Below are 13,217 nucleotides of genomic sequence, written 5' to 3'. Positions count from 1 at the left end.
CTTATCCAGCGAAGGGCAGCCAAGGGCTCGCCAGTATGACAGCCAAGGGTGGCAGCACTTGGGCAGCCAGCAGGACGGCCTGTTTGCGCAGCAGTTTAAGTCCCCCGCGCTGACGTTCGGCCCAGGGCCGGCCGGCACGGTTGGCCGGTTGCAGGCCGAGGTTTTGCAGGGCCTGATCGAGGGCTTGAGTGCGGTCTGACAAAGCGTCGGCGTCGCGGGCCATCAGGGTAAACAGGTCAGCGTCGAAGGCCACCCGCAGCGCCCAGTATTTTTGCCATAGCCCGAGGATGATTAGCCAGGCGCTGAGGATCAAGAACGGCGCAGTCGGGGTGATCAGCAGCAGTTGCAGCAGGCCGAACAACACACCCAGCAAGGTCAGCCCTGTGGATAACTGATCGAGGGTGCGGCCCCGGTGCAGCAGGCTGGCGACCACGTGCAGTTCCATATCAACCGGCATAGGCGTTCTCCAGGGCTTGGCGATGGGCCGGATGCAGCACCACTTGCGGGCGTGCGGCTTGGATCATCGCCACGGCGGCATCGACAGTGGCCGCTCGACTGCTGTGCAGCAACCAGGCCGCGATAGCGGTGGCGCTGCGCGAATAGCCCAAAGCGCAGCAGACCAGCAGTGGGCCTTGCTGGCGCAGGTGTTCAATGGCTTGGGCGGCGGCGAGGCATTGCTCAGCGCTGGGCGCGGTCAGGTCGAGTATCGGAATGCTTTGATAGGCGCGGCCTCTCGGGTTGAGCGGCAGCTCAGCGCATAGATCAACCACAGCTTTGAACGGCGCCAACTGATCAGCGTCGGGAAGCCTGCCGAGCCAAACGTTATCCACAACCTCATTGGGCTGCGGATGTTTGCGGGTCCAAAGCCGTGAATTGATCCACGCCGCTGCCACGTAAGGCGCGAATAACCAACGGGCGGCCGGGCTAAGGCGGCCGTCGACGCGTTTCTGAAACCCGGCGGCGTCCAGCAGCGTGTAGTTGAGCGCCACCAACAGCAACGCCACGGCAGGCCAGATCAGCCACAGCCATCCGCCGCCCAGGCCAAAGGCTGGAATGGCGAATATTGCCGCACCGATGCCATAACGCAGGGCCAGGCGCCAGCGTTTCGGGTCCTTGGCCAACCGCAGGCTAATCAAGGGGCTGGGCCGATCCAGCGGCCATAACCACACGCATAGCCAGCCGGCGAGGGCGCCTGTGGGTAAGTCAATAAAGTGATGTTGATAAGTGGTCAGCACTGAAACTCCGATCAATGCGAACCAGCCGTGCACTAGCCAGCGCCACAGGCCTTGCGTGTGCCGTTGGTACATCACCCACAAAATCACCAGCAGGGCGATGTGTAGCGATGGCGCCTGATTGAACGGTTTGTCGAACCCGGCCAGCACTGCGAACAGCCAGCCGAACACTCCGTCCAGTTCAGGCCGTTCGAACGTGAAGCGCAGTGGCCATAACAGGAAACAACTGACGGAGATCACTTGTGCACTCAGCAGGCGCAAGGCGTGGCGCTTGAGTTCATGGCGACTATCGGGCAGTAGCAGCGAAAAACCGTACAGCAGGTCAATCGTCCAGTAGGGGACAATGGTCCAGGCCCAGAAGGGCATGGCGGTTTCCCAATCGAAAACGAAGGTGTCGACATCGCTTCGCTGGGCCGTGACCCACGTGGCAAAGCCGTAGCTGGCGAAAAACAGCGGCGCCAGCACCAGCAACCAGAGCACGGCGGGTTTGAGCAAACCCGGCTCTCTCGGGACAGCCCCCATCATTGCACCCGTTGCGCGAGGGACACGGTGAAGATCCCCCATTCATCCACTCGTTGGGTGATTTTGCGAAAACCTGCTGCTTCCACCAGTTGATCCATTTCCGCCTGGCTGCGCCGACGCATCACCCAAGCCTGGCCTTGGCGATGACTGGTGAGGGCGCGGGCGATCAGTTCCAGCTGCGGGTGCCAGGGCTGACCGGTGTAGACCAGATAACCACCGGGCTCCACGGCCTCGGCCAAGCCCGCCAGAGAGCCGCCGACCAGTGCATTGTCGGCAAACAGTTCATACAACCCGGACACCACCGCCAGTGTCGGTTTTGGGTCCAGTGCCGCCAGGTCGGCGCGGTCGAACGCGTCACCTTTCACGAACTGCGCGATGTCTCCAAGGCCTTTATCGCGAATCAGCGCACCACCGTCACGCACATTGATGTCGCTGTAATCGCGCAACAGTATCGACTCCGGTAGCGGGCTGACGCCTTGCAAGGCTTCGAGAATGTAGCGGCCGTGACCGGCGGCAATGTCGACGATGCGCACCGGTCGGCCTTCTTCGCGCAGTTTGGCCATGGTCAGGCGCAGCAGTTCTTCGACGTTGAGTTTGCGTTGGCGGATGCCGCGCCAGCCGATGGAATTCAGGTAGTTCTGATCAATCATCCGCCCGAGCCCGCCCTTGCCGGTGGACTGGTTGCGGTACACATAGTCCAGGGTGCTGCCGGAATCGAACCCGGTGTCGAAGCCCAGCTTCACCCCGTCTGACAGCTGGCTGCCCAGGCGCATGCTGGCGCGGGTCATGCGCCAGTACAGGTCGCGCAACGAGTTGTGCGGCAGCGGGGCGGCGAGGGATTCGGATTCGGCGCAGGTCAGGCCGATCTTGTCGGCATCAAGCAACGAGGCCCGGTCCAGCGGGTATTCAAAGTTTTGCAGGATAAAGCGTTTGGTGCTGGCTACGGCCACGGCGCGATCACGTTCCCCAAACGTGTCGTGGAAGAAGCCCGGGAGAATGTGTTTTTCCTTTTTCAGGCTGCCCAGGCGTTCGAAAAACTGTTCCTGGGGTTTGCGGTGGACCACAAAATCCGAGCCGGAAATCAGCAGTTGGGTCGGCACTTGAATCGCCTGCGCATCGGCCACCACACGGTCGGCGGCTTCATACAAGCCGAGCAGCACATTCACCGAAATCGCCTTGGTGATCAGCGGATCGCTGTCGTAGGAGGCGACGCGTTCCGGGTCGTGGCTGAGGAACTTGGCCTTGACGTAGCTGTTGACGAAAAAGTTGCCGCGAAACTTGCGCATCAGCGCCAGGCCCGGACGGGCGAAAGGTACGTAGAGCTTGACCTTAAATGCGGGCGACGCGAGCACCAGCGAGCGGATGCGCGGTGCATAGTCGTGGACCCAGGTCGAGGCAATCACCGCGCCGACGCTTTGGGCGATCACGGCCATGTTCTCTTCGTCGATCTGGTGGGTCGCGTTCAGGTGATCGCAAAAGGTCTGCACGTCACGCACGCTGGTGGCGAAACTCGGGCTGTCGCCGCGAGCGCCTGGCGACTGACCATGGCCGCGCGCGTCCCAGGCAAAGAAGTCGAACGCTGGCAGGTCCAGTTCATCCACCAGGTGGGCGATACGCCCTGAGTGTTCATGGCCGCGATGAAACAGCAGCACAGCCTTGCGCGGCTCGCCCGGATTACCCGCCGTGGCCGGCCAATGACGGTAGAACAGCTCAACGCCATCGTGGGTAGTGAAGGTCTGATTTTGAGTTTCACGCATTGCACTTTCCTTATGCTTGGGAGCTTTATGCCGAGGGAGCGTTTTCCTGCACTTCTTTCAGGCCCAGACGGACCCGGTTGACCAAGGTGTAAGCCAGCAGGACGGCGACCACCCCAAACACAATGCTAATCCACAACGCGTTGATCCAGCCGATGGCAATGCCGGTGGCCAAGACACCCAGTACAAACGCGCGATCGCTCTTGCCCATCGGGCCGTCATAACGCCGCGACGCGCCGATCATTGGCCCAAGGACGCCACTGTACTCGCTGAACAACGCCAGCAGCGTGACCAACAGCACAATCAACGCGCTTACGTCGGGAATCAAGGCAAAAGGCAGGATCAGCGCGCTGTCGGCAACGATATCGCACAGTTCATTCAGGTAGGCGCCGAGGCGCGACTGCTGGCCGAATTCCCGGGCCAGCATGCCGTCAATGGCGTTCAGCGCCATCCGCAGGATCATCCACACGGGAATCAGCAGAAATACCCATAGGTGATTGGCGAAACAGGCAATCCCGACGCCTGTCACGACCGAAATGACGCCGGCCAGCACGGTGATTTGATTGGCGGTGGTGCCGTTATCGAACAATCGCTGAACCAACGGTCGCAGCAGATTCTGGAAGGCGGGTTTAAGTTGGTAGATGGAGGGCATCTGGATACGGTCTCAGCAATTGAAAGCGTGAACGATCAGGGTTATACGTCACAATAATCAGAATGCCAGTAAAACTGCACGGCTCATCCTCTTCCAGCGATATCCAGGTCCAATCGGGAACTGTCGGCCTCGCGTTATTCAGTGCTCAGGAGTTAACCCATGGACCGATTCCAGGAAATGCAGGTCTTCGCCGCTGTCGCCCAGGACCAGGGTTTCTCGGCGGCGGCGCGGCGTTTGGGGATGTCAGCAGCCAGCGTCACCCGGGCAGTGGCGGCGCTTGAGCAGCGCATTGGCACTCAGTTGCTGACGCGCACCACCCGTAGCGTGCATTTGAGCGAGGCGGGCCAGCGTTATCTGGAGGACTGTCGGAGAATTCTCGCCGAGGTGCAGGAAGCCGAGGATTCGGCCGCCGGGAGCCATGCCCAGCCCCGTGGGCAACTGACGATCACGGCACCGGTATTGTTCGGCGATTTGTTCGTCACGCCGCTCATGGTCGGTTACTTGACTCAATTTCCTGAAGTCAGCATCAACGCTGTGCTGGTCGACCGGGTGGTGAGCATGGTCGAGGAGGGCATCGATGTGGCCGTGCGTATCGGTGAATTGCCTGACAGCAATCAGCACGCAATTCGAGTGGGCGAAGTGCGGCGAGTGATCTGCGCTTCCCCTGGATTCCTGACTGATCATGGTCGGCCTCGGCATCCGGCAGACTTGAGCCGCGCCCCAATCATCGCCACCTCGTCCATCGGGCAGCCCAGAAGCTGGCCGTTCCTTGAAGCGGGAGAGCCGATCAGTGTTCGTCCGGAGCCACGTCTGGTGGTCTCGGCCAATCAAGCGGCGATCACTGCCGCCGCCATGGGCCTGGGACTGACCCGAGTCCTGTCGTATCAAGTGGCGAGCAAGATCGCCGGCGGTGAACTGGAAATCGTTCTGGCTGACTTCGAACTGCCGCCATTGCCCATTCATGTGGTCTACCAGGGTGGGCGCAAGGCTCCGACGCGGGTTCGCAGTTTTGTGGACTTTGCGGTGAAGGTGCTGCGCGAACATCCGGCCCTGCACGGCTGAAGGGTTATTGCGCTGGCTGAAATAATGGATTGCGTTTGCTGGTTATTCTGTTGCTTTGGTTGTGGATGGAAGATAGCGCTCCATCGGCGCTGATCCTTCCTGAGCGGCGCCACCACCCAGCGGAGTCGACCATGCAAGCCATCAAACTCTACAACTTCCCCCGTTCCGGCCATGCTCACCGTGTAGAGCTGATGCTGTCGTTGTTGCAACTGCCGACCGAGCTGATCTTCGTCGATCTGGCCAAGGGCGCACACAAACAAGCGGATTTTCTTGCGCTCAACCCGTTTGGCCAGGTCCCGGTAATTGAGGATCAAGGCATGGTGCTGGCCGACTCCAACGCGATCCTGGTCTACCTTGCGCAAAAATATGGCAACGGTCGCTGGCTGCCAACCGATCCGGTCGGTGCAGCCAAGGTTCAGCGCTGGTTGTCGGTCGCCGCCGGGCCGATTGCCTTTGGCCCCGGCAGGGCAAGGCTGATCACTGTATTCGGTGCGCCTTACAACGCTGAAGAGGTGATCGCCTATTCTCACACTTGGCTCAAAGTGATCGATCAGGAACTGGGCGCGACGGCCTATCTGGCCGGTAGCGAGCCGACCATCGCCGACATCGCCGCCTACAGCTACATCGCCCATGCTCCGGAAGGCAATGTGTCGCTGGACGACTACGCCAACATCCGGGCCTGGCTGGCGCGCGTTGAAGCCTTGCCAGGGTTTGTCGGCATGCCGCGCACCATCGCCGGTTTGCAAAAAACTGCCTGATGTTCACGGCCCTATTCAGTCGGGCCGTTCTTGTTGCGCAATGAGCGCAGGGGAGAAGCCGTTATGGAACGTTCACCTTGGCACGCCGGCGAGAAAAAATTGCAGGCCCATGTGGGTGTCGTCGAGCGAATGGACGCATTGGGTCGTAGGGTGATTCGCGGCGAGATGCCGGACCAGCACCGCACGTTCTATCAGCAACTGCCGTTCATGCTGTACGGCGCGGTGGATGCCGACGGCAACCCTTGGGCGAGTATTCTTGAAGGGGCGCCGGGCTTTGCGAAGTCCCCCGAGCCCGGGCTGTTGCAGATCGGCAGCCTGCCCGGTCGCGACGACCCTGCACAACTGCAAGACGGGGCGGCGATCGGTCTGCTCGGTATCGAGCTGCACACCCGGCGTCGCAATCGTCTCAATGGTCGAGTCGGCGCTGTAACGGCGAGCGGCTTCGAGGTGACGGTGGAGCAATCCTTCGGCAATTGCCCGCAATACATTCAATTGCGCCAGTTTCGCTCGGTGCCATTGGCGGATCCGGAGACCCGTATCGCGCAGCATCTCAATGGGCTGGATGACGCGGCCAAAGCCTTGATTACCAGCGCCGATACATTCTTTGTCGCCAGCTATGTGGACGTCGATGGCCAACGCTCGGTGGACGTTTCTCATCGGGGTGGCCAGGCCGGTTTCGTCCAGATAGAAGGCAATCGCCTGACCATCCCGGACTTCGCCGGCAACCTGTTCTTCAATACCTTGGGCAACCTGCTGATCAACCCTCGGGCCGGTTTGCTGTTCATCGATTTCGATTCGGGCGATTTGCTGCACCTCAGCGGTCGCACGCAAGTCATCCTTGAAGGCCCGCAGATCGAAGCCTTTCAAGGGGCTGAGCGGCTGTGGACATTCGAGGTGGAGCACGCGGTGCGTCGGCCCGCGGCGCTGGCCTTGCGCTGGCGCTTTGACGGCGTGTCGCCCACCAGTCTGCTGACCGGCACCTGGGCGCAGGCGAATGCACGCCTGCAAGCCCAGGCGCTGGGGAATCGCTGGCGGCCGCTGCGAGTGACGCGCATCGAGCGGGAGAGCCACAACATCCGTTCGATCTATCTGGAGCCTGCCGATGGCGCCGGGTTGCCGGTGTTTCAAGCCGGGCAACATTTGCCCTTGCGGTTCAACATCGCAGGCGATGTGCACATCCGCACGTACAGCCTGTCGAGCGCGCCATCCGATGACTTTTTCCGCATCAGCGTGAAGCGTGAAGGCCTGGTGTCCTCGCACCTGCATGAGCAGATTCGTGTCGGCGATTTGCTTGAAGCCCGCTCGCCTCAAGGGCATTTCACCGTGGCGCCGAATGAGCGTCGGCCGCTGGTGCTATTGGCTGCCGGCGTGGGGATCACGCCGCTGCTGTCGATGCTGCGGGAGGTGGTTTATCAAGGCCTGCGCACGCGGCGCATCCGTCCTGTGTGGTTCTTCCAGAGCTCGCGGACATTGGCCGATCAACCGTTTCGCCCTGAGCTGGATCGCCTGCTCGACGGCCTCGGTGATGAGGTGCGGGTGCTGCGTTTGCTTAGTCAGCCGGAGTCCGATGCCCGTGAGGGTGAAGATTACGACCTGACAGGGCGCATCGAAGCCGACTTGCTCAGGACCACTCTTGAGGTGGAGGACTACGACCAAGTGGATTTTGTCCTGTGCGGTCCGGGAAGTTTTACCCAGGGGCTGTACGACAGCCTGCGGGATCTGGATGTCCCTGATTCAAGGATTCATGCCGAAACCTTTGGCCCGTCGACGCTGCGTCGCAAGCCGGACCCGGACGCGGTGGTCATCGAGCAATTGCCGGCCGCTACCGTTTCGGTGCCCGTCGTGTTCCAGCGCTCTGCCAAAGAAGCGCGTTGGCAGCCGGACGGCGGCAGTTTGCTGGAGTTGGCGGAGAGCCGTGGCTTGCGCCCGGAATTCAGTTGCCGCGGCGGTTCCTGCGGAACCTGCAAAACCCGGTTGATCAGCGGAGAGGTGAATTATCCACAGCCTCCGGCGGAGGTTCCCGATGCGGGTGAGGTGCTGATTTGTTGTGCGGTGCCGGCGCAGGGTTCGCAGCCGTTGGTGCTCGACCTTTAGAAAAAGATCGCTGCCTTCGGCAGTTCCTACAGGGTGCAAACGAATCCTGCGTAGGTGCTGCCGAAGGCGGCGATCTTTTGATCTTCAGGCAGTCCTACAGACGATGATTTTGGGGGGAATGTTTCCGACAAGTTTTGACGGTTGTCGGTCGGAAATGGGGTGGATAGGCTTTGGGGGTCGCTGGCAATCCAGCGATCGGGCCTGGAAAACCCGAAGTATAGGATCACAGCAGGTGACATAATGCGGCGCTTTTTCAGCTCTGCAGTTATGGCGGCTGTGCGTGGGAGACCTTCGGGTCTGCCGGGTTTGATCCTTCACCGGTTTTTCCAGTCCGCGTACAGCTGCCACCCCTTTCGTCTGGAAAACGAAAAATGGCAGCTCCATCTCTTTAAGGATCTTTGCCATGTTTAAGCCGACACCAAATCCGCCCGAAGCGGACAGCACTTCCCCTTACGAATCCCCCAATTCAAAAAAGCTCAACGAAGCCGCCGAGCGCGCGCTCGATCACTACCTCAACCCCTCGGCCCTCAAAGCACCGGTCGCCCGCAAGCCGAGCACGATGTTTATGGTTGCGCCGGATATCAAAGACGAAGACCTGTTGGCCCACACCTGTGAATCGTTGGCCCAGGCCAGTGTGATGGCGAGTGATTTTGCGGGGTATCTGCAAGGGCCGCACCGGCATACGGCGATGGCGATTCAACAGATCGTCATGCTGGCGGAACTGGCGGTGAACCGGATGCTGGATAACGTCGCCATACCAAAACCTGCGCCACACAGCTGATCCCTTGTAGGAGCGAACCGTGGCGAGGGGGCTTGCCCCCGTTGGGCTGCGAAGCAGCCCCAAAATCTCTGATGTACCAAAGATTTTGTGAGTGCTACGCACTCAAGCGGGGGCAAGCCCCCTCGCCACGGTTCGTTCCTACGGAGTTATGCGTAGGACAGAGATTCCTCTTCCAACTACTGATACCGAAAAGTCAGGTGATCATTGCCCGCAAGCCGATAGCTGAGTAGGGTAACGAGCAGAGTGACAAAGGGCCTTGGGAGGCCCTTTTTGCATTTCAGGGATTGGTGTTCATGGTCTTTTTCACACGCTTGATCGTTTTGCTGGCAGCGGTGTTGCTCAACGGTTGCAAGCAACCGGACGCGCCGCCGCTCGATCAGCAACTCTATGTCTGGCAACGGCAATGGACGCCGGCCCATGACGCCGCGCTGCGCGACAGCCGCACCGATTTCTCGACCTTGCGCGTGCTGGCCTTGCAGGCATTTCCACAGTCTGGCTGGAGCCGGGCGCGGATCGATCCGGCGCTGCTCAAGCGTGATGGCCGACCGCTGATTGCGGTGGTTCGTCTGGATGGCCAGCTCAATGGGCTGGACCGGGACGAGGTCACGGCGCAGATCCAGCAGGTGCTCAGCGATTGGCGAGGGCAGGGGCTGACCCTGTCCGGTGTGGAAATCGACCACGATGCGGGCAACGCCTGGTTACCGGCCTACCGCGAATTCCTCACCCATTTGCGTGGCGTTCTGCCGGCGTCCTTGCCACTGAGCATCACCGCGTTGCCGGCCTGGCTCGACAGTTCTGAATTGCCGGCGTTGCTGGCAACAGTCGACAGCAGCGTGTTGCAGGTGCACGCGGTGAGCGATCCGCGGCGTGGGCTGTTCGATCCGGCTCAGGCACGGCAGTGGGCCAGGGCCTGGAGTCGCAACACATCGAAACCGTTTTATCTGGCGCTGCCGGCTTATGGCGTGGCGCTGTTGCCGGGGGCCGGGGGCGCGCCGGTTGTGGAAAGCGAAGTGCCCATCGAGCGAGGCGGCGAACGTCGGGAGTTGCTGGCGGACCCGCAGCAACTGAGTAAGCTCGGCGCCGAGTTGCGCGCCGATCCACCGGCCCATCTGGCCGGGCTGATCTGGTTTCGCCTGCCCCTGGCCAATGATCGCAGGGCCTGGAGCCTGACGACGCTGGGCGCTGTGGCGCGCGGCGATACGCTCGACAGTCATGTAGGGCTGAAACTCTCGGCGCAGGACGGCCTCTACGACATCAGCCTCAGCAACCAAGGCAACCTCGACAGCGCCTGGCCCGAACGCCTGACGCTGGCGGTGCAGGGCTGCGAGGGCGCCGATGCGCTGGCCGGTTATGCGTTGCAACAGCGCCCGGATCTGCTTACCTTCACCCGCCTGCGTGACGGTCGAATCCCGGCCGGCGGGCAGCGCGCTATCGGTTGGGCTCGCTGCGCACACATTGATCAAGGAGGTTCGAATGTTTACCCGTAACTGGCCCCGCCATGTGCTTTGCCTGAGCCTCAGCCTGCCATTGGGTTCGGCGCTGGCCTGCGGGCCGGACTTCCCCATGCGCCTGCTGGACAACCGTGGCCAGTCGCTGGCGGAACTGCCGGAAGGCAACTTCAACCTTGAGATCAGCCGCCTCGGGCATGCCATCGCGGGACTGAAAAATGTCACCGCCGCCACCAACATTCCGGGGGACGGTTATGGCGATGCGCCCGATTACACTCGTCAGCGCGACACCGCCGAACAGGCCGGTCTGACGCCTGAACAGCAAGCGCTGGTGAAACAGCTGCGCAGCCTGACCGATGCCCGTCAGGTTGAAGAGCAAGGCGCGAATCTGCCGCCCGAGCACAGGCTCTATCTGGCTGGCGCCGTGGCGTTCAACGCCGGTGATCATGGCCTGGCCGCCGACTACTTCCAGAAAGTGCTGGCGCTGCCGGCGGAACAACGCCCGTTGCGTAGCACCTGGGCGGCGTACTCGTTGGGCCGGGCGCTGTTTGCCATGAGTTCAGAAGCAGGCGCGACCCCTGACCTGTTGGCTCAGTCCCGCAAGGCCTTCGAGCAGACCCGTCAACTGAGCATCGACGGCTTCAGCGACCCATTGGAACTGGGTGTCGCCAGCCTCGGCGAAGAAGCACGAGTGGCCCGCACTGCGGGTGATTGGGACAACGCCATCCAACTCTACGCCACGCAGAACCTTCACGGCTCGGCGGTGGGCTACACCTCGCTGAAGCTGTTGATGGCTGATCTGGCCGCTATGCCTGACGAGCAACTGGCCGGGTTGCTCAAGGGCAAAGCGGTGCAGCAACTGGTGACGGCGTCGTTGATCAGTCGGCTGGGCTGGTCATTCGGTGATCAACCGCTGAACGAACAGAAACTGATCAAACTGCTGCAAAGCAGCACCCGTGGCAGTCTGGATAATGCCGATCGCCTGGCGGCGATGAATTATCAACAGGGCGATTACGCCAGCGCCAAAGCCTTCCTCGAACAGGCTGGTGACGGTGGCCTTGCGTGGTGGTTGCGGGCGAAGCTGGCGGTGCGTGATGGCGACAAAAACGCCGCCGCAGCGGCCTATGCCAAAGCCGCCCAGGCCTTCCCGCAGAACGAATCCTGGGGCGAGCGGCGCACGCCCGACTGGGATTACGAAACACTCCAGCCCAAGTGCCGGGTCGAGGGTGAAAGCGCGATTCTGGCCCTGCAACGCGGGGATTACCTGCAGGCCTTCGATCAGCTCTATCGCAGCCAGGGCATCTACTGGTTCGACGCGGCCACCGTGGCCGAGCGGGTGCTGACCCTCGATGAACTCAAGCAGTACGTCGACACCCAGGTGCCGGCACCGCCGCCGCTCAGCCAGCAGGATCGCGACAATTATGTGCCGTTGTCGGTGGCCGCGAACCTGCGCAATCTGCTCGGGCGGCGTTTGTTGCGTGAAGAGCGCTACGATGAGGCTCCGGCTTACTTCGACAACGTCGATTTGCAGAACAAGGCCAAGGCGTATGGGCAATTGCGTCAGGAGGCGGATGCTGCCTGGTGGCCGACCAAGCGTGCTGCTGCTCTATTTAACGCGGGTTGGCTGACGCGCGAGTGGGGGATGGAAATTCTCGGCTACGAAATGGCGCCGGATTACGCCACGTTCGGCGGTAATTACAGCCTTGAGAGCAGCGAGCTCAAGGTGGGGCCATTAGTGGCTGAAGATGAAGTAAAACGTCAGCAGGCCAGCGCTGCACAGCCCGATCAGCGTTACCACTATCGTTATGTCGCCACGGCGTTGGCCAGCCGCGCTGCCGATAATTTGCCTCATACCAGTCAGGCTTTTGCGGCCGTTCTGTGTGCGGCGGCGGGGTGGAACACCAGCCTTGAAGAAGAAAGCGCCTTCTATCAACGCTATGTGAAGGAAGGGCCGTACGTGGATTGGGCGGTGAACTTCGGTCACCGATGTCCTTATCCGGATTTCCAGAATGCAGATAAGCGTTACGTTACTCAGGTGTTGAGCCCGGTCCGCTCGGCATTGCGACCATATAAAAAGTGGCTGCAGATGGGCAGCGTGGTGGTGTTTACCGCGATTGCGCTGGTGTTGATCAACCGACGCCGGCGCAATGCACGATAGTCATCAGGCTTGTTGAACAAAGGTCAGCCGCACTGCAAAACCAATCAACAGGCTGCCAAACAACCACTGCTGTACCCGCTGGGCCGACGGACTGCGTTGCAGCCAACGGCCCAGCGCCGCGCCGACCAGCGCGTAGGCGCTGTCGAACAGCAAGCCGACGCCGACCAGCATCATGCCCAGGGTCGCAAATTGCGCGAGCACCGGTCCGGCTTGAGGGTTGATGAACTGCGGCAGCAGCACCGAGCAAAACAGCAGCGCCTTGGGGTTGAGCAGGTTAGTCAGCAAACCGCGCTGGATCGCCTCCGGCCACCGTGGTTTAGCAGTCGTTGCGTCTGCACCGTTCAAGCTCGGCAGCATCGTGGTGCGCAGGCACTGAATGCCGATCCAGAGCAGGTACGCGGCGCCGGCCAGGCGCACCACGTCGAAGGTCCAGGGCGCAGTCCTGAACAGCGTCGCCAAACCCAATGCCGCCAATGCCACATGACAACCGCGCGCCACGCCCAGCCCCAATGCCGTGGCCAGCGCCGCGCCTTTGCCCTGACGAGCGCCGGTCTGCAACAGCAGAATCATATCCGGGCCGGGCAACAGGTAGACCACTGCCAACGCCATGAAAAACAGCCAGAGTTCTGTCATGTTGCCCCCATTCGTTGTCGATTTGGTGGGGTCAGTCTACGGCCGAGGGGCAGGGCAGGTGGTTGCGTAGTCGGCTTCTAAAGCTTCGATATTTGGCATAACCTGCCAGTTTATGATGATCGA

The 13,217-nt window shown here is 61.3% G+C and carries 11 protein-coding genes; 6 read left to right on the top strand and 5 right to left on the bottom strand.

Going from position 1 to position 13,217, the window contains the following annotated elements; translation table 11 throughout:
* Position 1: 1 nt before the first annotated feature.
* From ACEN9A_RS29965 to ACEN9A_RS29950, 4 genes are read right to left on the bottom strand one after another with little or no spacing between them, the layout of a single operon-like run.
* Positions 2-457 (bottom strand): hypothetical protein, encoded by a 456-nt coding sequence (locus ACEN9A_RS29965; RefSeq protein ID WP_019651252.1) that lies wholly within the window; start codon positions 455-457, stop codon positions 2-4.
* A complete protein-coding gene (locus ACEN9A_RS29960) occupies positions 447-1,757 on the bottom strand; it encodes a phosphatase PAP2/dual specificity phosphatase family protein (protein ID WP_026346038.1) in 1,311 nt (436 codons plus the stop codon). Before ACEN9A_RS29960 ends, ACEN9A_RS29965 begins: the two co-directional genes overlap by 11 nt.
* Positions 1,754-3,511, bottom strand: a complete 1,758-nt coding sequence (locus ACEN9A_RS29955; RefSeq protein ID WP_258671737.1) for a bifunctional alpha/beta hydrolase/class I SAM-dependent methyltransferase — start codon at positions 3,509-3,511, stop codon at positions 1,754-1,756. Before ACEN9A_RS29955 ends, ACEN9A_RS29960 begins: the two co-directional genes overlap by 4 nt.
* A gap of 25 nt (positions 3,512-3,536) precedes the next feature.
* Complete coding sequence (locus ACEN9A_RS29950; protein ID WP_258671735.1) at positions 3,537-4,160, bottom strand: CDP-alcohol phosphatidyltransferase family protein; 624 nt, start codon at positions 4,158-4,160, stop codon at positions 3,537-3,539.
* 159 nt (positions 4,161-4,319) lie between these two features.
* Here ACEN9A_RS29950 and ACEN9A_RS29945 point away from each other — a divergent pair, with 159 nt between their 5' ends.
* The 6 genes from ACEN9A_RS29945 (at position 4,320) to ACEN9A_RS29920 (ending at position 12,461) form a co-directional block, all read left to right on the top strand.
* Positions 4,320-5,222: a LysR family transcriptional regulator gene (locus ACEN9A_RS29945; protein WP_019651256.1), complete on the top strand. Its 903-nt coding sequence runs from the start codon at positions 4,320-4,322 to the stop codon at positions 5,220-5,222.
* Positions 5,223-5,353: 131 nt separating this feature from the next.
* Positions 5,354-5,980 carry a glutathione S-transferase family protein gene (locus ACEN9A_RS29940; protein ID WP_018927332.1) on the top strand — a complete coding sequence of 209 codons (627 nt, stop codon included), beginning with the start codon at positions 5,354-5,356 and terminating at the stop codon, positions 5,978-5,980.
* 63 nt (positions 5,981-6,043) lie between these two features.
* Complete coding sequence (locus ACEN9A_RS29935; protein WP_413386971.1) at positions 6,044-8,074, top strand: 2Fe-2S iron-sulfur cluster-binding protein; 2,031 nt, start codon at positions 6,044-6,046, stop codon at positions 8,072-8,074.
* A 403-nt stretch (positions 8,075-8,477) separates the two neighbouring features.
* On the top strand, positions 8,478-8,855 hold the full coding sequence (locus tag ACEN9A_RS29930; protein ID WP_007934367.1) for a DUF6124 family protein: 378 nt from the start codon (positions 8,478-8,480) through the stop codon (positions 8,853-8,855).
* 293 nt (positions 8,856-9,148) lie between these two features.
* Positions 9,149-10,342: a DUF3142 domain-containing protein gene (locus ACEN9A_RS29925; RefSeq protein WP_258671730.1), complete on the top strand. Its 1,194-nt coding sequence runs from the start codon at positions 9,149-9,151 to the stop codon at positions 10,340-10,342.
* Entirely contained in the window at positions 10,329-12,461 is a 2,133-nt protein-coding gene (locus ACEN9A_RS29920) for a hypothetical protein (protein WP_258671728.1), read from the top strand. Before ACEN9A_RS29925 ends, ACEN9A_RS29920 begins: the two co-directional genes overlap by 14 nt.
* A gap of 3 nt (positions 12,462-12,464) precedes the next feature.
* Here the strand turns inward: ACEN9A_RS29920 and ACEN9A_RS29915 are convergent, their stop codons facing one another.
* Complete coding sequence (locus ACEN9A_RS29915; protein WP_258671727.1) at positions 12,465-13,094, bottom strand: LysE family translocator; 630 nt, start codon at positions 13,092-13,094, stop codon at positions 12,465-12,467.
* Positions 13,095-13,217 lie beyond the last annotated feature (123 nt).

The organism is Pseudomonas sp. Pseusp18 (assembly GCF_059506005.1).
This window is presented reverse-complemented; position numbering and strand designations above follow the sequence as displayed.